Genomic DNA, 21,327 nt, shown 5'->3' with positions numbered 1-21,327 from the left:
GTCGGCGGTGACCACCAATTGGAAAGATTCAAACTCATTGCGAGCCGCTTTGAGCTGTGCGGAGGCTTGTTCGGGCTTCGAAGGGCTGTTCGGCCGGATCTTCACGGTGGCATGATCTACCCACACCCCCATCGCGTCGGCGCTATTAGATAAAAACAACAAAAAAGGCGATACGAACAACAGAAGGAAGGAACACCGTCGAAGACGGGCCTTCTGTTTTTTCCGCCTCTTTCCGAGACGTTTGCAAAGGGCCGGGATCATCCTCCGATGATATCAACACAGAGGAGCCATTGCAAGGAGCCGACTTTACCCGAAAGAAAGGCCGCCCTCAGCGTTCCGGGCGGCAGCCTCGCTGCGAAGTGACTATTCGGTCTTTGAATGTTTTTCGACGAACTGTTTGATGTCTTCTAGATGCTCTAAAATTAGCTTGGCTTTCTTAAGACCGAACTGAAATGGAAACCGATCTTCGGCACCCTGCGTTAAGACCAACATCGGATTTCCCTTATATTCGGATTCACTCGCAGCCATCGGACCACCTCCTTTTCGAAGAGAATATCTGTTATAACGGAACCTTCTTCTCCATCGGCCCGGCCGCCTGGGGCGCCAGGTAAGTCCGGCTCCCGAGAAGCAGCGCAAAGCCGACCGCCACATAAATCACCCCACGGACAAAGTGCGGCGCGCCCAACAATCGGATGATCGTTCCAATCAGCATCATACTCAGAATTAAGAGCCAGCTCTTTAGGCTAAAGGTCATATAAAAAGGGCTTTTCGCCGGAAGCTGCTCGATCCGTGCGATGTTTTTTCTGGCAATCTTAGGGAGAACGAAATTCCCTTTTCCAAATCCGATCGCCAGGGCAATGACGAGCCCGATCCCCTCCGCCATCCCCGGTCCGCTCGTGCTGTATCGGGCGTCAAGCTCGCTCATGGTCCGATTGCCGAAGAGGAAAATTCCGCCGGCGATGAGAAGGCCGACGCCGACCACCGCCCAGAGCAGGAACGCCAATTTCAAATGGGTCTCCCGCGATACTTCCATTATTTTGCTCCTTTCATTATTTTCTGCCGACGTTGCCTTAACACTTCATACGCGATCACCCCGAGCGCCACCGAAACGTTCAGCGAGGAGACATGCCCCCGCATCGGGAGTGAAACGATCTGATCACAATGTTCGAGAACCTTCTGATGAACCCCTTTCCCTTCCGATCCGACGACGATCGCCACCGCATCGGTGAAATCATAATCGAGATAGGAGGTCGGCGCGCCGGTCTCAATGCCGACGGTCCAGATGTTCTCCTTCTTCAGTCGATCGATGGTCGCCGAGATATTGACCACCCGCGCCACCGGGAGGTGGACCACCGCGCCGGCTGAGGCTTTGGAGACGACACCGGTCAAGCCGGCCGCACGCCGCTCCGGGATGATGATCCCATGCCCGCCGACGGCGTCGGCCGTGCGAATGATCGCCCCGAGGTTCCGGGGGTCTTCAATTTCGTCGAGGACGAAGAGAAACGGCGGTTCGTCCTTCTGCCGGGATGCGGCCAGAAGCGCATCGAGATCGATGTAGCTTTGGGCCGAAAGATGACCGACGACCCCCTGATGTTTCGCCGTCTTGGCCATCTTGTCGAGCACGTCGCGGGGAACCGTCTGAAGGGTGGTCCGCTGCTGCCGGGCGAGCGTTCGAACCTCGTCAATCTCTTGGCCGCCGCGCCCCGGGGCCAGATAAATTTTATTGAGCCGCTTCGCTCGAAGCGCTTCGAGAATCGGATTCACCCCATAGATCACCGACTCCTCGACGGCCGCCGGAGGACGTTCCGGAGGGCGCTGCGGTCGCTCTTTTGGGGGTCCCTCTCGCCGTCTCATCGTTTCACCCGCGTCGACCCGTCCGGCCGGTCTTCGAGAACGACCCCGGCCTGGGCCAGTCGGTCTCGAATTTCATCCGACTTCTTCCAATCTTTCTTTCGGCGCGCCTCTTCCCGCTCCCGGATCAAGGCCTCCACCGCTCGGTCCGACAGGGTCGCTTCGGCAGAAAATCCTTTCTCCCAAGGCTGATGACTCCACTGAACCGGCGGAACGCGAAAGAGGCCGAGAACCCCGCCCAGCGTTTGGAAAAGCTTCTTTGCGGCGGCGACATCAGCCGTCTCATTTTTTGCCAGCCGGGCATTCACCTCGGCGCGAAGCTCCTGAAGCACGCCGATCGCCCTCGCGGTGTTGAAGTCATCATCCATCGCCCCCTTGAAGGCTTCATGAAAACGATTCCAGACGCCGGAGTCGGACGCCGAGGGGACAGCGCCTCTCTTTTCAACCTCCTCGATCCGTTGGAATAGCTCATAGAAGCGATCGAGCCCGCTCTTCGCGGTACTCAGGCTCTGATCGGAGAAATCAGCCGCGGAGCGATAATGGGTGGAGAGGAGATAAAAGCGGATCACCTCGGCAATCACCGGCTCCGGGAATTTGGGGGCCTTTTCAAAGATCTCTTTAAGGGTGAAAAAGTTCCCGAGCGACTTCGACATCTTCTCCTGATCAATGGTGACGAAGCCGTGGTGAATCCAGGTGCGAACGAATTGCTTTCCGGTCGCTGCTTCCGATTGTGCGATCTCATTTTCATGGTGAGGAAAGATCAAATCTTTTCCTCCGCCGTGCAGATCAAATGTCTCCCCCAGCAAACGGAGCGCCATCGCCGAGCATTCAATATGCCACCCCGGTCTTCCCGGACCCCATGGGCTCTTCCAGGCCGGCTCGTCCGGCTTTGACGATTTCCAGAGGGCAAAATCGAGCGGGCTTCGCTTCCGCTCATCGACCTCCACCCGCACCCCGGCGACCATCTCGTCGGGTTTTTGTTTGGAAAGCTTGCCGTAGCCGGGAGACTTCGCCACCTCGAAGTAGACATCACCGCCGATTGTATAGGCAACTCCTTTTGCAATCAACCCCTCGATCAACCCGATCATCTCAGGGATGTAATCGGTCGCCTTCGGCGCCACCGTCGGGGGCCGCACCGCCAGACGGGTCATGTCCTCTTTGTAGGAAGCGATGAAGGTTTCCGCGATCTCCTTCCACTCCTTCCCCTCCTCCTGCGCCCGCCGGATGATCTTGTCGTCGATGTCGGTAAAATTTTTGACATACCGGACCGAGAGACCGTGGTATTCCAAATAATTCCGGATCACGTCAAAGACGACCGCCGACCGCGCATGCCCGAGGTGGCAGTGTTCATAGACCGTGACACCACAGACATAGAGGCGCACCTCTCTGTTGGCGGGCGGAGACCACCCCTCTTTCTCACCGGAGAGGGTATTTGTGATTCGAAGCATCTTTAACCCTGTATCTGAGCGTCGTTCAGGAGTCTGCCACGTCGATTCCGGCAAACCTAAAAACCGTCTCCCCGTCCTTCCTCTTCCTTCTCCCATCCCGATGCGCCGAGAAGTGGAACGAACAGACAAGAGGTGACAGAGGCGCTGGTCACCCCCTTCTCTTCCTTGATGATTTTTTTGAGTATCTGTGATGCGCGTTCGCCGACCGGGACGATCATCCGTCCGCCGACCTTGAGCTGATCAAGAAGGATCGGTGGAATTTGAGGAGCGCCGGCCGCCACCAAGATTGCATCAAACGGCGCCTCATCCTTCCAACCGTAGGAGCCGTCGGCCAGATGAATCACCGTGTTCCGGTAGCCGAGCTCCCCCAAGATCTTCCAGGCCCGTGAGACAAAAAACTGGATTCGCTCGATCGAGCAGACCCGCGCCGACAGCTCGGCCAGGACCGCCGTTTGATAGCCGGAGCCGGTTCCGATCTCCAGAACCTTCTCGGTTCCCTTCAGCCCCAACGCTTCCGACATCAGGCCGACCATATAGGGCTGGGAGATCGTCTGTTTGTCTCCGATCGGAAGGGCATGGTCCCCGTAGGCCCGGTCGCGGAATGCCTCCTCGACAAAAAGATGGCGTGGGACTTTACGCATCGCGGCCAGGACCCGCTCATCTTTAATTCCCCGCGCGACCAGCTGGTCTTCCACCATCCGGCGGCGGGCGGTCTCGTAATGATTCATCGATTCTTTATCTCCGCGGAGAGCTGCTCTCTCCAGGAGCTCAGCCGTTCAATGGTTTCATGATGGGTGAGATCGAGATGAAGCGGGGTCACCGAAATCTCTCCCTGTTCGACCGCCTGCTGGTCGGTGTTCTTCCGCTGCTCCCAGGTCATGCCGTTCAGCCCGATCCAAAAGTATCTCCTGCCGCGGGGGTCGGTGTTTGCAATGATCGTGCTGTCGTTGAAGACCCGCTTTCCGAGCGTGGTGATCCGGACCCCCTTGATCTCGGCGGGGCTCAGCGTTGGAACGTTCACATTAAGGAAGACCTCTTTCGAGAGCCCTTTTTCCAAGACCAATCGCGATAAGCCGACGGCGAATCGGGCCGCCGCCTCAAAATGAAAATGGCCCTCCCCCAGCTGGGAAAACGCGATCGAAGGAACCCCCAACAGCGTCCCCTCCATCGCCGCCGAGACGGTCCCGGAGTAGGTCACATCGTCCCCGAGATTCCCCCCTTTATTGATCCCCGAGACGATCAGGTCGGGACGCGACTCTTTCATCAAATAAAGAACGCCGAGGTTAACACAGTCGGTCGGGGTGCCGTTGACGCTGAAGACCCCCGGACGGATCTCATCGGCGCGAAGCGGCTTGTGAAGGGTGAGCGCGTGGCCCGCCGCACTCCGCTCTCGATCGGGCGCGATCACGATCACCTTTCCGACCTCTCGAAGCGCCTCTGCCAATTGAATCAACCCCGGCGAGTGAACGCCGTCGTCGTTCGTCGCCAAAATGACTTTTTCTTTCCCTTGCAATTAAACCCTTTCTATTCCGACTGAAAATAAAAAAAGCTGCTGAGCAGCTTTCGTATCTCTCACAGTAGCCTTCGGTGAGCGGTCCCCTCTCTCACGAAAGATCGACCGCTTACCTCATCGAGGTTGTGAACAAATCCTCTCCCGTCGCTGGACCGCCGATGCGAGGCGCATTACAGCGTTGCGCCTCCTCGCCGTAGCCTTTGGCTACGCCTCGTCGTCGCAACGATTAGGGTCCCCCAAAAGCCTGCTTTTTGGGGTTGGTCCTGCTTGCACCTCCGCCGCCCAGCTCGGTCTAAGGATTTATTCACAACCTCTAAGTTGGTCGGGGCGACTGGATTTGAACCAGCGACCACTCGCACCCCAAGCGAGTGCGCTACCAGACTGCGCTACGCCCCGTTTAACTTAAGATGTGCAGAACCTCTTCAAGCTCCCTTTTTACCTTTTCTAATGTATTATCGTCAAGGAGAGTCTCTTTCGGCTCTGGGCTCGGTTTCCCCTGCACGCCGGCCAGCTTCTTTTTGGCACCGGCGATGGTCAACCCTTCTTGGTAAAGAAGCTGCTTAATCTGGAGAACCAGATCGATCTCTTTCCTTGTATAAACCCGTTGATTCCCTTTACTCTTTTTCGGATGAAGGGCCGGGAATTCAGATTCCCAAAAGCGGAGGACATATGCTTCAAGTCCGGTGATCTGACTGACCTCTCCAATCTTATAAAAGAGTTTGTCCATCGACCCACACCTATTGGTTTTGGTTGACGAATTTTTTAAAGACCTGGCTTGGCCTAAAGGTGACCACCCGGCGAGGGGTGATCCCGATCTCCTCACCCGTCTTTGGATTTCGTCCCTTGCGGGCTCTTTTGTTGCGGACAACGAAATTGCCGAAACCGGCAACCTTGACCATCTCTCCTTTTTTTAACACCTCTTTAATTGAATTGAGAATCACTTCAAGAATATCGGCCGATTCCTTCTTAGAGATTCCTAGCTTCTCAAAAACCTCATTCGCTATATCGGCTTTTCTCATCGCGGCCCCTCTCTTTGATGATCTCGCGGAATTGATTCTCGAAGAGTTCAACCCCCCCCAGGGGGTCGTAAATTGGCCATAAAATACAATAGGTTGTCAATAATGTCAAGTGTTTTGTTCCAGAGAGGAAGAATTAATGCACGAGAAGCCTGCCTTGGCTGACGTTTCCCTTCTCAATCCACTCCTCCACCACCGTCTTCGCCATGTTGATCGGAATGGCAAAACCGATTCCCTGTCCGGTCGCGACGATGGCGGTATTAATCCCGATGACCTCTCCTTTTGCGTTGAGGAGGGGACCGCCGCTGTTTCCGAAGTTGATCGAGGCGTCGGTCTGGATGAAATTGTCTTGATCGGTCAGGCCGAGATCGGTTCTCCCGGTGGCGCTGATCACCCCGACGGTGACGGTCCGGTCGAGTCCGAAAGGATTTCCGATGGCGATCGCCCATTCTCCGACCTCGATGTGTCCCGAATCGCCGAGCGAGGCGACCGGCAAATCGGTCTGAGGCGGAATTTTGATGATCGCCAGGTCGGTCTTCGGATCTTTCCCGACGACAGTCCCGACGAACTCCCGTCGATCCGAGAGCTTAATCGTAATCTTGTCGGCCTCTGCGATGACGTGGTGGTTGGTCATGATATAGCCCTGGTCGCTGATGATAAATCCGGAGCCGAGGCTCCTCTGGCGAAATTCACGCCGGGGTTGGTTCTTGAAGAGCTCTCCGAAAAAATCTTTAAACAGCCCCTTCTCCTGGGAGGCGTCGGGGTGTCGAACGAAGTGGACGGTGCTGATGTTCACGACCGCCGGCGTCACCCGCTTCGCCACACGGATGAATGCTTTCTCTGTGATCAGGAGCTCGCGCGCAGGGACCTCTCCGACCGGCTCCATCTCCTGAAAACCGACATCGGGGGCGGAGGTGGCGACCGGGGCGTGGGTCGGCGCCTTCTTGCAGGAGGCGCAAAAAACCATCGCCCCGATAAAGACGGAAAAAACCGTGGTCAGCCTGACATTCCAGCTCTGCATGGAGCGATTCCCCTCATTGACTAAATTATAGGCCGAGCCACGATCAACCTGCAACCGATGATGTACCGTTCTTTCCTCACGTGACCCTGCCGTGCCGGTTGACTTTTCCGCCCCGACGCTTCCCCCCGGGGAATTCGAAGTTTAGGGGGTGAGCAGTTTATATTCGATGCTATCGACCAGCGCCTGCCAGCTGGCTTCGATAATATTTTCGGAGACCCCGACCGTTCCCCAGGTCCGCTCGCCGTCCCCCGATTCGATCAACACCCGGACCTTCGATCCAGTGCCGTCGCTGGCAGTCAAGACACGGACCTTGTAGTCTAGCAGCTTTACCTCGGAGAGCGCCGGATAGAATTTTTCAAGCGCTTTTCGAAGGGCATGGTCGAGGGCGTTGACCGGCCCATTTCCGGTCGCCGCCGTATGCTCCACCTGGCCCGCGACCGCCACCATAATGGTCGCCTCGCAGAGGGTCTCCTCGCTCTCCTTGCGCTTCTCAACGATCACCCGGAATCCGACGAGATCGAAAAATCGCTTGTGCTTTCCGAGCGCCTTTTTCATCATCAGCTCGAACGAACCTTCCGCCCCCTCGAACTGATATCCTTGGTGCTCCCGCTCTTTGAGCGTTTCAAGAATTTCTTTGAGGTGCGGGCTGTCGCTGGCGAGATGGATCCGAAACTCCTTCGCCTTCTCAAGCAGATTGCTCTTCCCCGCATAGTCGGAGATCAACACCCGCTGTCGATTCCCCACCTTGCTCGGGGCGATATGTTCGTAGGTCTCCGCCTTTTTCCGGACGGCGTGGACATGAATCCCCCCTTTGTGGGCGAACGCGGCGTCGCCGACATACGGTTGGTGTTTGTTGTGGGGGAGGTTCGCGATCTCGCTGACGAAGTGGGAGACCTCCCTTAACCGTTTGAGCTGCTCATCGGCGATGCAGTTGATCTTCATCTTCAATTTTAAATTCGGGAGCAGCGAGCAGAGATTCGCATTTCCGCAACGCTCTCCGAAGCCGTTCATCGTCCCCTGTACCTGAGTCACCCCCGATTCAATCGCCGTCAAGGCGTTCGCCACCGCCATCTCGGAGTCGTTGTGGGTATGAATCCCGAGCGGCCCGCCGATCTCCCGCTGAACAACCTCCAGCGCTTCGCGCAACTGCCATGGCATCGTCCCGCCGTTGGTGTCGCAGAGGATAATACACTCCGCCCCGGCGCGTTTGGCCGCATCGAGCGTCTTCAACGCATACTCGGGCTGCGCCGCATAGCCGTTGAAAAAATGCTCCGCGTCGTAAAAAACCCGCTTCCCTTGAGACCGGAGATAGGCGATGGAGTCGGAGATGATCTCGAGGTTCTTCTTCAGGGTGATCCCCAGCGCATCGGTGACATGCAGGTCCCAGCTCTTGCCGAAGAGGGTGACCACCTCGGTCCCGGCCTCGGCCAACGCTTTGATGTTCGGATCTTTGGAGACCTTGTTTTTCGACTTCCGCGTGGCGCCGAATGCGACCAGCTTGGCCGACTTCAGCGGGACCCGCTTCATCTCTTCGAAGAAGAGGATGTCCTTCGGGTTGGCCCCCGGCCAGCCCCCTTCTATATAGTGCAGGCCGAGCTCATCGAGCTTCTGGGCGATCCGGAGCTTGTCCTCGACGGAGAAGGAGACATCCTCCGACTGCGCTCCGTCGCGTAAGGTCGTGTCATAAATTTCAACGATTCGCATTTAAAACTCCTGTCCTTGCAGCCCTCGAAAATGTTTTATTATTCGATTTTCGATCTGGGTTATGATCTCGTCGCTTGATCGGCTGCAACGACTGTTTATTTTGAGGTCCGCCGGGCCGGCTTTGATTTGGCCTTTTCTGTTTTTTGCGGCGGTGCTTTGCTTAGTTCGAACACATCGTGCAGCGTCCGGACCGCCAGCTCGGTGTATTTGGAGTCGATGACGCACGAAATCTTGATTTCAGAGGTGGAGATCATCATGATGTTGATCCCCTCCGCGGCCAGGCTGGAGAACATCTTCGCCGCCACCCCCGAGTGGGAGCGCATCCCGACCCCGACGATCGAGACCTTGGCGATGTTTTCGGTCAGCTGAATCTCCTGCACCCCCATCTCTTCGGCGAGCTTGGTGAGATTTTCTTTGGCCCGCCGCGCATCGGCCTTCGGGACGGTGAACGAGATGTCGGTCATTCCTCCCTGGCCGATATTTTGGATGATCATATCAACCACCGTGTTCTCCCGCGCCAGCGTGCCGAAGATTTTGGACGCGATTCCCGGCCGATCGGGCACCCCGAGGAGGGTGACCTTGGCTTGGTTTTTATCGTAGGTCACCCCTGAGACGACCTCTTGCTCCATTTCCTGATCCTCCTTTGTCACCAGGGTTCCCTCGTTGTCGTTGAAGCTCGAGCGAACGCGAACCGGAACCTGATATTTCATTGCAAACTCGACCGAACGGGTCTGGAGCACCTTCGCCCCCAGGCTTGCCATCTCCAGCATCTCTTCATAGGAGACTCGCGCCAGCTTCCGTGCGTTCGGAACGATATTCGGATCGGTGGTGTAGACGCCGTCGACGTCGGTGTAGATATCGCAGAGATCGGCCTTTAATGCCGCGGCCAATGCGACCGCCGTTGTGTCGGAGCCGCCTCGGCCCAGCGTTGTTACATCCGATCGTTGATTGATTCCCTGAAAACCGGCGACGACCGGGACCTTCCCCTCGGCCAACGCTTCCCTCAACCGCTCTGCCGTGATCTGCTCGATCCGGGCATTGGTGTGGGCCCCGTCGGTTAAGATGCCGACCTGCCGTCCGGTGAACGATCGGGCCGCCACCCCGACCTCTTGGAGGGCCATTGCCAGCAGCGCAATCGTCACCCGCTCTCCGGTGGAGATCAGCATATCCATTTCCCGCTGATCGGGAAGGGAAGCAATCTGGTGCGCAAGGCCGATCAATCGGTCGGTCTCCCCGCTCATCGCAGAGACGACGACCACGATATCGTGTCCCTCCGCCCGGGCCTGCGCCACCCGTTTCGCCACATTTTTTATCCGATCGGTGTTTCCGACGGAGGTTCCGCCGAATTTTTGAACGATCAAACTCATCTTAATTAACCTTTCAAGAAATAATCGATCAGACGATGCCCTTCGGACCAGAAGATCGAACTGCGCGCCGCCTCCTTTTCAGAAAAAGAGCGCCCCTCCCGTCCCCCTTCCAGTCCGCGGCAAAGGAGGAAAGGAACCGGATCGGCAACCGGATCGCGCGTCGAAACGAGCGTCGCATGGTCGGGAAGCAAGAGGAGCCGCCAGGGGCCGCGCTCCTTCAGTCGGGAAAGCAGCGGGCCGACAATTTCCGCGTCGAAGCGCTCAATCGCCTCGACCTTCATCCGGGGGTCTCCGGAAGGCCGGGCCTCATCAGAAGACTGGAAGTGGAGATAAACCAGATCATGGGCCTTGAGCGCCCCGTCGGCAGCAGCGACTTCTCCCGCATGAGGGGTGTCGGCTCCTCCGGCCGCGCCGGGAAGATCAATCACTTTCATCCCCGCCCTGCGCCCCAAACCGCGGAGCAGATCGACCGCGGAGACCATCGCCCCCCGTTTTGCAAAGCGCTCCGAGAAGGAGGGGAGTGTGCGCGCTTTTCCCGGCCCCCAAAACCAGACGGCATTGGCCGGCCGCTCCCCGCGGGCAATCCGCGCTTCATTGATCGGGTGCTCGGACAAGATGCTGAAAACACTTTGGACCAGCTTCTTTAGGATCCCCTTGTCGGCCCCTCGGGGAAAAGAGGGGATGATCTCACGGCCGACGAGCCGCTGCGGCGGCAGGCACTCCACCTTCGCGGCCCCATGGGCCCAGACCATCAGATGCCGATATCCCCTCCCGACATAAAACTGGATCTGGTCGCTCCCGAGGAGATTATTCAGAAGGTCGATCAGCTCCCGGGCCTCGTCATCTTCGATGCCTCCGCCCGAAGGGTCCTCCAAGAAGACCCGAGGCGACAGCTCCGAGAAGGCATACTCCTTTTGACGGTCGCGAAGCGTCACCAGGTTGCAGCAAAAAGCGACATCCCCTTCGTTCAGGTGAACCTCCATCCCGGCCGATTCGAGCGCGCCCCGTCCCGGGTAGAATTGACGCGGATCATATCCGAGGATCGATAGATTTGCAACATCGCTCCCCGGCATAAATCCCTCGGGGATCGTTTGAACCTGTCCGATCTCCGCACTGGCCGCCAACAGATCAATATGGGGCGTCCGCGCCGCCTCCAGGGGGGTTCGCCCATCCAACGCCGGGAGGGAGCGGTCGGCCATTCCATTCGCGACCAAAACGATATACTTCATCTACGGTTCAGTCTGTTTGTGGGGGCAGACTGTCGCTCATCTTCAACTAACGGGAGTTGAGAAGCGTTAAAATCCCAACACCTTCAAGACATCGTCCAAGCGGGCCTTGATGGTGGTCGGCTTCTGTGCAATACTCATTGAAAAATCGGCGTCCTTCAACCCATGGCCGGTCAGGGTGCAGACGACCGTCTCTCCCTTCCCGAAGAAACCGCTCTTGTTCAGCTTGATCACACCGGCCACTCCGGCGGCGGAGGCCGGCTCGCAGAAGACCCCCTCCAGACCGGCGATCATTCGATAGGCCTCGACGATTTCATCGTCGGTCACCAGATTGATCTCTCCCCTCGATTCTGAGGCCGCTTCCACCGCGAGTTTCCAGCTCGCCGGGTTGCCGATACGGATGGCGGTGGCGATGGTGCGCGGCTTCTCGACGATGTGACCCAGAACAATCGGGGCGGCGCCGGCGGCCTGAAAACCGATCATCCTCGGCAACGATGAGACGCTCCCGGCTTGATAATACTCTTTATAGCCCTTCCAATAGGCGGTGATGTTGCCGGCATTTCCGACCGGAAGAAAATGGTAGGTCGGCGCCGCGCCGAGTTGATCGCAGACTTCAAACGCCGCCGTCTTCTGCCCATCGATCCGATAAGGATTGATCGAGTTGACGAGGGTGATCGGATATTTCTCCGCCACCTGTTTTACCAGCTCCAGCGCTTCGTCGAAATTGCCGTCGATCTGGATAACCGTGGCGCGGTGAATCATCGCCTGGGCCAGTTTCCCGAGCGCGATCTTCCCCTCCGGAATCAAGACATAAGCCTTCATCCCACCGCGCGCGCTGTAGGCCGAGGCCGAGGCCGACGTGTTTCCGGTCGAGGCGCAGATGACCGCTTTGGCCCCCGCTTCTTTCGCCTTTGTAATGGCGAGCGTCATCCCGCGGTCTTTAAAGGAGCCGGTGGGGTTCGCCCCCTCAAATTTAAGATAAAGATCAATCTCGGCATGGATGGCGGCCGCCAGTCGCGGGGCCGGGATGAGCGGCGTGTTTCCTTCATTGAGCGTAATGATCGGCGTTTCATCGCTGACCGGCAAGAAGGCGCGATAGGCCTTGACAATCCCGGGCCAAGCCCTTCCTAAACGTCTGTTCAGCGGGATGTCACTCATCCTCTCCCTCCACGCGAATGAGCACGGTCGGCTCCGAAACATAATCCATCCGGTTGATTTTCGAGAGCGCTTCCTGAATATCTCTCTCGCGCGCCCGGTGGGTCATCATGACCAGCGGAACATTGCCTCCCGCTTTCCTTCCTTGCTGAATGACGGAGGAGATGCTGATCCGGTATTTTCCGAGCACCCCGGAGATTTTGGAGAGAACCCCCGGTCGGTCTTCCGCCATAAAGCGAAGGTAGTAGAGGCTTTCGATCTCCTCCATCGGCTTGATCCGGAGCGCCGGGCGGGCGTCGGCTCGAAACGACGCCGGCGGAACCCGGCCATGGGCTCCCGTCAAAATATTCCGGGAAATGTCGATCAGGTCGCTCACCACCGCGCTTCCGGTCGGAAGGCTCCCGGCCCCCCGCCCATAGAAGAGCGCTTCGCCGACCGCTTCGCCGATGAGATAGATGGCGTTGTAAACACCGCCGACCCGGGAAAGGAGATACTCCTTCGGAATCATCGTCGGATGGACGCGCGCCTCGATCTCGCCGCCGGTCAGCTTTGCGATCGCCAGGAGCTTCAGCTTGTAGCCGAACTCTTCGGCGAAGGCGATGTCGAGCGGCGTGACCTTGTCGACCCCCTCGGTGTAAATTTCCTTCAATGAGACCGGGGTCCCAAAAGCAAGGGCCGTCAGAACGGCCAGCTTGTGCGCCGAGTCGGCCCCGCCGATATCGAGGGTCGGATCGGCCTCCGCATAGCCGAGCCGCTGCGCCTCGGTCAACACCTCGGCGAACTTCCTCCCCTCGTCGGTCATCTTCGTCAAAATATAGTTGCAGGTGCCGTTGACGATTCCATAGATCGCCGCGATCTTCTCGGCGGCCAATCCCTCTTTCAACGCGCGGATGATCGGAATGCCGCCGCCGACGCTCCCCTCGAAGCCGATGTCGACCCCCCGTTCCACCGCCGCGGAAAAGATCTCCTCTCCATGGACGGCCAGGAGCGCCTTGTTCGCCGTGACGACATGTTTCCCCTGACGGATCGCTTCGAGAATGAACTGCCGCGCCGGATCATATCCTCCGATCAGCTCGACGACGATATCGATCTCTGGATGCCGCACGACCTTCATGGCATCGGTCGTCAAGGTTCCCTTGGGGAGGGGGATCCCCCGGCTTCGTCGGATGTCGAGGTCGGCGATCTGAACAATCTCGATCGGGCAGCCGAGCCGACGGCGGATCAGCTCTTTTTGCTCAATGAGAATCCGGACCGCCCCGCTGGCGACGGTTCCGAAACCGATGATTCCGACTTTGATTGAGGACTTCTTCATAGAAAAATCAGGAAGTCAGAATCAGTTCTTCTGGATTCTGACTTCTGTCTCCTGCCTTCATCCAACTATTTCCCTTTCAACACTTTCTTGATCCCCTGAATCGCTTGACGGGTTCGATGTTCGTTCTCGACGAGGGCAAAACGGACATGGTCATCGCCGTACTCTCCGAAGCCGATTCCCGGCGAGACCGCCACCTTGGCCTCGGTGAGAAGATGCTTGGAGAACTCCAGAGATCCCATCTTTCGGAACTCCTCCGGGATTTGCGCCCAGACGAACATGGTCGCTTTCGGCTTCTCGATTTTCCAGCCGATTCGATTGAGACCGTCGACCAGGACGTTTCGGCGACGGCGGTAGAGTTCGACGACCTCCCCGACGCACTCCTGCGGGCCGTTGAGGGCGATGATCGCGGCGATTTGAACCGGCTGAAAGATGCCATAGTCGAGATAGCTCTTTAGCTTGGTCAGCGCCCCAATCATCTCTCGGTTGCCGACGCAGAAGCCGACACGCCATCCCGGCATGTTATAGCTTTTCGACAGGGTGAAGAATTCGACACCGACCTCCTTCGCCCCCGGCACCTGGAGAAAACTCGGCGCCTTGTAGCCGTCGAAGACCAGATCGGCATAGGCCAGATCGTGCACGACCAAGAGCTCATTGTCGCGGGCGAAGTCGACGATCTTCTTAAAAAACTCGAGGTCCACGACCTGGGTGGTCGGATTGTGCGGAAAGTTGATGATCAGCATCTTCGGGCGGGGCCACGCCTGCTTAAAGGCGGAGGTCATGTCCTCGAAGAAATCGCGGCCCGGCGCAAGCGGGATCGACCGGACCTCTCCTCCGGCAATGATGACACTATAAGGATGAATCGGATAGGTCGGGCTGGGGGCCAACACGACATCCCCGGGACCGATGGTGGCGAGGGCGAGGTGCGAGATCCCCTCTTTGGAGCCAATCGTCACGATCGCTTCCGAATCGGGATCGAGCGCCACCCCGTAATTCCGCTTATACCAGTCGGTGATCGCAAGCCGAAGCTTGGTGATCCCCTTGGAGGCCGAGTAGCGGTGATTTTTTGAGTTTTCGAGCGCTTCAATCGCCTTTTCGACGATGTGTTCCGGGGTCGGCTGGTCCGGATTTCCCATCCCGAAATCGATGATATCTTCCCCCCGCCGGCGGGCGTCCATTTTCATCGTCGTAACGACATTAAAAACATACGGCGGCAGCCGTTTAATCCGTTGGAATTCCACCTGCGTCCCTCTGAAAAATTTTTTAGTCTGAAAATTCAAACCGATTGAAATTCAAACATTTTATTTGAAAAGCCCCAGATTGTCAAATGATATAGCGGTCCGCGCATCCCTTTTTTCCTTGCGGCATTGACCCCGATTCAAGGTGACCGTTCCGAACGGCTCGATACATTCCGGCAAGGCGGACGAAAATCCGATGCTCCTGACGGAGATGAATCCTTCCTCATCGTTCTTATCTATCTTATCTATATGAAAGCGGGAAGAATTGACAGAAAGGCAATTGGTAGTAAAATTAAAACGGCTTGACACTCCCTTGCCGTCCCATTGAAGTCTCTATTCATATATGGTTATGGTCATGAATTCCGAGCTGATATGAGTTTTTATCTTCTCTATCCGGGGCCCGCGTGAAGAAAAAGAGCCGAAAAGAAGAAGCGGTACCGACAGAAACAAAAGGACCCTCTCTCGGGAAAGACTATGTCGATTCCATCATCGATCATATGATGAATGCCCTCATCGTGATCGATCCGGATGGATCGATGAAGACGGTCAACCGGGCCACCTGCGAGCTGCTCGGCTATACCGAGGCTGAACTACTCGGCCGGCCGATCGAGGTGGTCTTCGCCGACGACTCCCCGTTCAAGGGAATCGGGCCGGGGGTCTTCGAGAGCACCTACCTCTCCAAGGAGAAAAAAAAGATACCGGTCTCGATCTCCGGCTCGGTCATGCGCGATTCGGCCGGACAAATTCAGGGGATCATCTCTCTCGCACAAAATATCACCGAGCGGAAACGGGCGGAGGAAGCGCTGCGGGAGAGCCAGCGGGCGCTGGCGACGCTGATGAGCAATCTGCCGGGAATGGCCTATCGCTGCCGGTATGACCCCGACTGGACGATGGAGTTCGTCAGCGAGGGGGCCCTCGATCTCACCGGCCACGCGCCTGCCGACCTGACGGGAAACATGAAAACCTCCTTCGCCCAACTGATTCACCCCGACGATCTGGAAAGGGTGGAGGGGGATAAAAAAACCGCCGTCAAAGAGAAGCATTCTTTCAAATTGGTCTATCGGATGGTCGATGCGACGAAAAAGGAAAAGTGGGTCTGGGAACAAGGGATCGGAATTTATGCACAGAGCGGAGCGCTGTTGGCCCTGGAAGGATTCATCATCGATATTACCGATAGAAAACTCTCCGAGGAGCGGCTCCAATATCTCGCCAGCCATGATTCCCTGACCGGCCTGCCGAATCGGACCCTCTTTATGGACCATCTGCGTCTTGCACTGATGACGTCCAAGCGGCGTCAACGCTTGTCCGCGGTCCTTTTTCTCGATCTCGATCGCTTTAAGTTAATCAATGATACCTTGGGGCACGGCATCGGCGATCTTCTTCTCAAAGCGGTCGCCGAGCGGCTCTCCACCTGTTTGCGCCGCAGCGATACGGTCGCCCGCTTAAGCAATCCAAACGATACGGTCGCCCGCCTCGGCGGAGATGAATTCACCCTGCTCCTCTCCGACATCGCCCAGGCACAGGATGTCCCCTATGTCGTCCAACGGATCCTCAACCTTTTCATGACCCCCTTCTTTATTGAGGGGCATGAGCTTTTCGTCACCCCCAGCATCGGCATCAGCCTTTATCCGAATGACGGGGACAGCGCCGAAAAGCTGTTGAGGAATGCCGACACCGCCCTCTACCGCGCCAAAGAACAGGGGAGAAACAATTATCAATTTTATCTCCCCGAGATGAATGCAAAGGTCTCCGAGCGCCTCGCGATGGAAAACAACCTCCGGAAGGCGCTCGAGCGGGACGAGCTCCTCCTCCACTATCAGCCGCAGGTCGATTTGAACAGCGGCGCGATCGTCGGCGTCGAGGCGCTGGTCCGTTGGCAGCAGGCCGAATCAGGTCTCATCTCCCCGGCGAAGTTCATCCCGCTCGCCGAAGAGACCGGACTGATCCTCCCGATTGGAGAGTGGGTCCTCCGCACCGCCTGTGCCCAGAACAAAGCATGGCAGCAGGCCGGCCTCCCTCCGATGCGGGTGGCGGTGAATCTCTCGGGACAGCAGTTCCAGCAGAGAAACTTAATTGAGACGGTCCGCCGGATCTTAATCGAGACCGGGCTCGGGGCGGAATATCTGGAGCTCGAATTGACCGAGAGCATTTTGATGCAGAAGCTCGAAATCATCACCTCGGTCCTGTTGGAGCTCAATACGATGGGAATCCAAATTTCGGTGGACGACTTTGGGACCGGCTACTCTTCTCTGAGCTACCTAAAACGCTTCCCGATTTCCAAACTAAAGGTCGACCGCTCCTTCGTCAGCGACATCACCACCGATCCCGATGATGCCGCCATCACCACCGCCATCATTAACATGGCGCACAGTCTGAAGCTGAAGGTCGTCGCCGAAGGGGTCGAGACAGCCGACCAGCTCGCCTTTCTCAAATCGTTAAAATGCGACGGCATGCAAGGCTACTTCTTTAGCCGGCCGCTTCCGGCAAAAGAGATAACGGAGTTGCTCGCCGGGAAAAAAGGCATGTCGTCCTCTTAAACACCCCTCCAGGTCCATCTGATCGTCTTACTTCTACGGTTCTCCCCAGACAACGATTCTGCCTTGACAAGACGGCAAGCGGCTTTTATAATCGGCCCCACTCTTTTCGTAGGGATATTTTGAAAGAATGAAACGCCGCTGGATGCTCTTCGGATTAATTGCTTTTTTATTTCTCTTTTTGGGATCGGAAGGACCGCTCCATGCCCGCCCCAAGAAGAGCGACAAATATCCGCCGGAGACCCTCTTCGATACCCTTCCCAATCCCCCCTTCAACCTCCATCCCCTTCTGGCGCCTCCGATCCCTCCCTACAACTTGCAAACGCCGGCCAAGGTGGCGCTTGGAAAAGTGCTCTTCTTCGATCCGCGGCTCTCTCGCGACAACACCCTCTCCTGCGCTTCTTGCCACAACCCCGAGCTGGGATTCTCGAACGGCCAGCCGGTCGCAACCGGCATTCGCGGGCAACGCGGCGCCCGGAACGCTCCGACGATTTTCAACGCCGCCTATAATAAATTTCAGTTTTGGGATGGCCGCGCCGGATCGCTCGAAGAGCAGGCGCTCGGACCGATTCAAAACCCGATCGAGATGGGAGAGGAGTTAGACCACCTCACACAGAAACTCAACGCGGTTCCGGGATATGTCGCCGCTTTTCGGAGCGTTTTCGGAACCGGCGTGACCGCCGACGGGATCGCGCAGGCGATCGCGTCGTTTGAGCGGACGATCCTTTCGAACAACTCCCCCTTTGACCGCTACATGGCGGGCGACGACAACGCACTCACCCCGACCGCGCTGCACGGCCTCCGGATCTTCAACGAAAAGGCCAAATGCGTCACCTGCCACAACGGCCCCAATTTTACAGACAATCAATTCCATGCGTTGGGATTTCAGAGGAGGCCCGGGGTCGCCATCGATCCGGGACGGTATGCCGTCACGCAAAATGATGACCACCGGGAACAGTTCAAGACACCGACCCTCCGCAGCGTCGCACAGAGCGCCCCTTACATGCACGACGGAAAGTTCGCAACCCTGGAAGAGGTGGTCGAATTCTATGTGAAGGCGGAGCCGACGACCGCCCCCCGTCACCCGTTGATCACCCCCTTGAGCCTTCTGAGCGACCAAGACAAAAAAGATCTGGTCGAATTTCTCAAGGCCCTCACCGGTGAGCCGCTCAAGATCACCCCGCCGAAGCTACCGGAGTAGACAGGGGCCTCCCGAATTCTATATGATCGAAGTCTCCCCGCTTGAAACGCGAGGAGAGCCGGTTGATCTGCCCGAACTTCGAATCCTGATATACCCGATCCACCCAAATAGATGACACGAACCATCCAGAGGAGGCCCATGGCGACACCCAACGGAAAAAGACATCTCAAATCGGTAAAACCGCAATTCACCCTGACCTACGGCATTCGGCTCGACCCCGGAACGGCACCGGAGGAGCTCCATCCCCATGTCCCGGTTCGGCTCCCTGACGGAGGCGATGGGGAGATGCCGCTCCATGTCATTAACGGCGACCTGGAGAAGATACGGAAACAGCTTCATGAAAGCATCGATGCCTATTTCGAAATCTATCAAGATCAAGTGGAATGATTGCGACAGCGTCCGCATCGACCGTGAAGATAAGAAGCGGACCGGCGCGCAGATCAAAAGAACGGGGATCACTTTCAGTATTGCAGCGCTCGTTCTCTTTTCATCCTCAGCCGCGCAGGCGAGCGCACGGATCTATGTCGGCCTCTCCGTCGGGACCGCCGTGGTGGTCGGAGGAGGGATCGCCTCTTTTAATGTCGGATATAGCCAACGGGTCGACCGCAACGACCCGGCGCCTGGGACGAACAACGTCGCGGCGCCCGATCTCCCTGCCGCAATGCGTAACCTGAGCGGAAAGGTCGAGGTCTCGCCCCCCGTCCCGACCCTTCCCGATCTAAAACGGGAAGCCCAATCGGCCGCACCGGCGCCCTTTCGATTCGAACTCCCCTTTTTCCTCTTCCATTGGTAGCAGTGGTCCCCCTCGGAGAAAACCTCACTTCCACCCTTTACAAACCGACCTCCCGTCGGTGTATAATTCATCAGATCAGATGAAAACCCTTGAGACCCTTCAATTCGAAAACCGCTTCGCCCGTTTGCCGTCGGCCTTTTATACCCGTCTCTCCCCGACCCCGCTGCCCGATCCTTATTGGGTCGATGTAAACGGCGATGCGGCGGCTTTGATCGACCTCGACCCCATTGAACTAAACAGTCCTGCGTTCGCCGAATATTTCTCCGGCAACAAACTCCTTCCGGGGAGCGATCCGCTCGCGGCGCTCTACGCCGGACATCAGTTCGGCGTTTATGTTCCGCAGTTGGGAGACGGCCGGGCGATTTTATTGGGAGAGGTGAAAAACAGCGCCGGGGAACATTGGGAGCTGCAGCTCAAGGGGGCCGGACGGACCCCCTACTCCCGCGAAGGAGACGGCCGCGCCGTTCTCCGCTCTACGATTCGAGAGTACCTCTGCAGCGAGGCGATGTCCGGGCTCGGAATTCCGACGACCCGCGCCCTTTCCATCGTCGGAAGCGATCAAAAGATCTTCCGGGAGACGGTCGAAACCGCAGCGGTGCTGCTCCGGATGGCGCCGACCCACATCCGCTTCGGCTCTTTTCAGGTTTTCTATTATCGCCGCCAGCATGACCTTCTCCAAAGACTCGCCGATTTCACGATCGAAAATTATTTTCCCGATCTGGCCGGACGCCAAGATAAACGCGAAGACCGATATGGCCGTTTTTTGCTGGAGGTCGTATTAAGGACGGCCCGGCTGATGGCCGAGTGGCAAGCGGTCGGCTTCGCGCACGGCGTGATGAACACCGACAACATGTCGATCATCGGCCTCACCTTCGACTACGGCCCCTTCGGCTTCCTGGAGGGGTACGATCCCGGTTACATCTGTAACCATTCGGACCCTGGCGGCCGGTATGCGTTCCATCGGCAGCCGCAGATCGGCCTCTGGAATCTCAGCGCCCTTGCCCAAGCCTTGACCCCGCTGGTTTCGAAGGAGGCGGCGATGGAGGCGCTCGATCAATACGAGCCGACCTTCAATGCCCGATATACGGCGTTGATGGCCGGGAAGTTGGGCCTGAAGGAATTCGGGAAAGAAGACGCTCCCCTCCTGGTCGATCTCCTTCAACTCCTGCAGGCCAACCGGATCGACTATACGATCTTCTTCCGGGCGCTCGCGCACTTTAAACAGGCCCCGGGGGAGAAAAACGTCGATTTACGGGACCGGTTTATCAACGTCGCCAGCTTCGACGCCTGGGCGGAGCGCTACCGCGCCCGTCTTCTCGAGGAGGGGCGTCGGGATGAAGAGCGGAAAAAGAAAATGAATGGGGTCAACCCGAAATATATTCTCCGGAATTATCTGGCGCAGACCGCAATCCGGAAAGCGACCGAGGAACGCGACTACACGGAGGTCCATCGATTGTTGGACCTGCTGAAGCACCCCTTCGACGAGCAGCCCGACCGAGAAGCGTATGCCGCCCCTCCACCCGAATGGGCGAAGGGGATCCAGGTCAGCTGCTCGTCCTAACGTCATAACAATGGATGAGTCATCATGATTCAGATCACCCCCGCCGCCCACCAGAAGCTTAGCCGTTTAATTGCGGAACACCCCGCCGAGCCGTTCATCCGCTTGACGGTGAAGAATCGCGACGATGGACGCCTTCTCTTTAAAATCGTCCTCGTCGCGGCGCCGGAAGAGGAGGACGAGGTGCAAGATTACAACGGCCTTCGCGTTGCGATCGAAGCCAAAAGCGCGCGCCGAATGGATGGGGTGACACTCGACCACATCGAGCCGGACGGCTTTAAATTCCATCATCCCGGTCCGGAGGATTCCGGTATTCGGCTGATCCCACTTAATTAAGCTATCCCATTTTTTTCTTCCAGTTTCCAAAAATTTCGTTTAGGATAATAGGGATCA

General features: G+C 57.4%; 21 protein-coding genes and 1 tRNA gene. 6 read left to right on the top strand and 16 right to left on the bottom strand.

What is annotated here, in order from left to right; genetic code table 11:
- Positions 1 to 363 precede the first annotated feature (363 nt).
- From HY282_05810 to alaC, 16 genes are all read right to left on the bottom strand, one after another.
- A complete protein-coding gene (locus HY282_05810) occupies positions 364 to 528 on the bottom strand; it encodes a hypothetical protein (protein MBI3803261.1) in 165 nt (54 codons plus the stop codon).
- A 31-nt stretch (positions 529 to 559) separates the two neighbouring features.
- Positions 560 to 1,033: a hypothetical protein gene (locus tag HY282_05805; protein MBI3803260.1), complete on the bottom strand. Its 474-nt coding sequence runs from the start codon at positions 1,031 to 1,033 to the stop codon at positions 560 to 562.
- Positions 1,033 to 1,854, bottom strand: coding sequence for a 23S rRNA (guanosine(2251)-2'-O)-methyltransferase RlmB (gene rlmB / locus HY282_05800; protein MBI3803259.1), 822 nt, complete (start codon positions 1,852 to 1,854; stop codon positions 1,033 to 1,035). The genes HY282_05805 and rlmB overlap by 1 nt, the downstream gene beginning before the upstream one ends.
- The gene (locus tag HY282_05795) at positions 1,851 to 3,299 is read right to left on the bottom strand and encodes a cysteine--tRNA ligase (protein MBI3803258.1); all 1,449 of its coding nucleotides are present in this window, start codon (positions 3,297 to 3,299) and stop codon (positions 1,851 to 1,853) included. The genes rlmB and HY282_05795 overlap by 4 nt, the downstream gene beginning before the upstream one ends.
- 56 nt (positions 3,300 to 3,355) lie before the next feature.
- Positions 3,356 to 4,027, bottom strand: coding sequence for a protein-L-isoaspartate(D-aspartate) O-methyltransferase (locus tag HY282_05790; protein ID MBI3803257.1), 672 nt, complete (start codon positions 4,025 to 4,027; stop codon positions 3,356 to 3,358).
- The gene (surE, locus tag HY282_05785) at positions 4,024 to 4,791 is read right to left on the bottom strand and encodes a 5'/3'-nucleotidase SurE (protein MBI3803256.1); all 768 of its coding nucleotides are present in this window, start codon (positions 4,789 to 4,791) and stop codon (positions 4,024 to 4,026) included. The genes HY282_05790 and surE overlap by 4 nt, the downstream gene beginning before the upstream one ends.
- Before the next feature lie 340 nt (positions 4,792 to 5,131).
- A tRNA-Pro gene (locus tag HY282_05780) sits at positions 5,132 to 5,208 on the bottom strand.
- A 1-nt stretch (position 5,209) separates the two neighbouring features.
- On the bottom strand, positions 5,210 to 5,539 hold the full coding sequence (locus tag HY282_05775) for a MerR family transcriptional regulator (protein ID MBI3803255.1): 330 nt from the start codon (positions 5,537 to 5,539) through the stop codon (positions 5,210 to 5,212).
- 10 nt (positions 5,540 to 5,549) lie between these two features.
- Complete coding sequence (locus HY282_05770) at positions 5,550 to 5,831, bottom strand: integration host factor subunit alpha (protein MBI3803254.1); 282 nt, start codon at positions 5,829 to 5,831, stop codon at positions 5,550 to 5,552.
- 133 nt (positions 5,832 to 5,964) lie between these two features.
- Positions 5,965 to 6,795 carry a trypsin-like peptidase domain-containing protein gene (locus HY282_05765; GenBank protein ID MBI3803253.1) on the bottom strand — a complete coding sequence of 277 codons (831 nt, stop codon included), beginning with the start codon at positions 6,793 to 6,795 and terminating at the stop codon, positions 5,965 to 5,967.
- 195 nt (positions 6,796 to 6,990) lie between these two features.
- Complete coding sequence (locus tag HY282_05760) at positions 6,991 to 8,553, bottom strand: citramalate synthase (protein MBI3803252.1); 1,563 nt, start codon at positions 8,551 to 8,553, stop codon at positions 6,991 to 6,993.
- A 95-nt stretch (positions 8,554 to 8,648) separates the two neighbouring features.
- Positions 8,649 to 9,920, bottom strand: coding sequence for an aspartate kinase (locus tag HY282_05755; GenBank protein MBI3803251.1), 1,272 nt, complete (start codon positions 9,918 to 9,920; stop codon positions 8,649 to 8,651).
- Between the two features lie 5 nt (positions 9,921 to 9,925).
- Positions 9,926 to 11,149, bottom strand: a complete 1,224-nt coding sequence (locus tag HY282_05750; GenBank protein MBI3803250.1) for a cofactor-independent phosphoglycerate mutase — start codon at positions 11,147 to 11,149, stop codon at positions 9,926 to 9,928.
- Positions 11,150 to 11,215: 66 nt separating this feature from the next.
- Positions 11,216 to 12,304: a threonine synthase gene (locus HY282_05745; protein MBI3803249.1), complete on the bottom strand. Its 1,089-nt coding sequence runs from the start codon at positions 12,302 to 12,304 to the stop codon at positions 11,216 to 11,218.
- Complete coding sequence (locus HY282_05740) at positions 12,297 to 13,613, bottom strand: homoserine dehydrogenase (GenBank protein ID MBI3803248.1); 1,317 nt, start codon at positions 13,611 to 13,613, stop codon at positions 12,297 to 12,299. Before HY282_05740 ends, HY282_05745 begins: the two co-directional genes overlap by 8 nt.
- Before the next feature lie 65 nt (positions 13,614 to 13,678).
- Entirely contained in the window at positions 13,679 to 14,851 is a 1,173-nt protein-coding gene (alaC, locus tag HY282_05735; protein MBI3803247.1) for an alanine transaminase, read from the bottom strand.
- Positions 14,852 to 15,570: 719 nt separating this feature from the next.
- On the opposite strand from alaC, the gene HY282_05730 reads away from it, so the two are divergent.
- From HY282_05730 to HY282_05705, 6 genes are all read left to right on the top strand, one after another.
- Positions 15,571 to 17,385, top strand: coding sequence for an EAL domain-containing protein (locus tag HY282_05730; protein ID MBI3803246.1), 1,815 nt, complete (start codon positions 15,571 to 15,573; stop codon positions 17,383 to 17,385).
- A gap of 127 nt (positions 17,386 to 17,512) precedes the next feature.
- Complete coding sequence (locus HY282_05725) at positions 17,513 to 18,583, top strand: cytochrome-c peroxidase (GenBank protein ID MBI3803245.1); 1,071 nt, start codon at positions 17,513 to 17,515, stop codon at positions 18,581 to 18,583.
- A gap of 138 nt (positions 18,584 to 18,721) precedes the next feature.
- On the top strand, positions 18,722 to 18,970 hold the full coding sequence (locus tag HY282_05720; protein MBI3803244.1) for a hypothetical protein: 249 nt from the start codon (positions 18,722 to 18,724) through the stop codon (positions 18,968 to 18,970).
- Positions 18,933 to 19,376 (top strand): hypothetical protein, encoded by a 444-nt coding sequence (locus HY282_05715; GenBank protein MBI3803243.1) that lies wholly within the window; start codon positions 18,933 to 18,935, stop codon positions 19,374 to 19,376. The genes HY282_05720 and HY282_05715 overlap by 38 nt, the downstream gene beginning before the upstream one ends.
- A gap of 79 nt (positions 19,377 to 19,455) precedes the next feature.
- The gene (locus HY282_05710) at positions 19,456 to 20,937 is read left to right on the top strand and encodes a YdiU family protein (GenBank protein MBI3803242.1); all 1,482 of its coding nucleotides are present in this window, start codon (positions 19,456 to 19,458) and stop codon (positions 20,935 to 20,937) included.
- A 24-nt stretch (positions 20,938 to 20,961) separates the two neighbouring features.
- The gene (locus HY282_05705; protein MBI3803241.1) at positions 20,962 to 21,270 is read left to right on the top strand and encodes a hypothetical protein; all 309 of its coding nucleotides are present in this window, start codon (positions 20,962 to 20,964) and stop codon (positions 21,268 to 21,270) included.
- The last annotated feature ends 57 nt before the right edge of the window (positions 21,271 to 21,327 follow it).

The sequence above is a fragment of the Candidatus Manganitrophaceae bacterium genome (assembly GCA_016200325.1).
GTDB lineage: Bacteria > Nitrospirota > Nitrospiria > SBBL01 > Manganitrophaceae > Manganitrophus.
The sequence above is the reverse complement of the archived record's forward strand: the minus strand, read 5'-3'. Positions and strand labels throughout refer to the sequence as shown.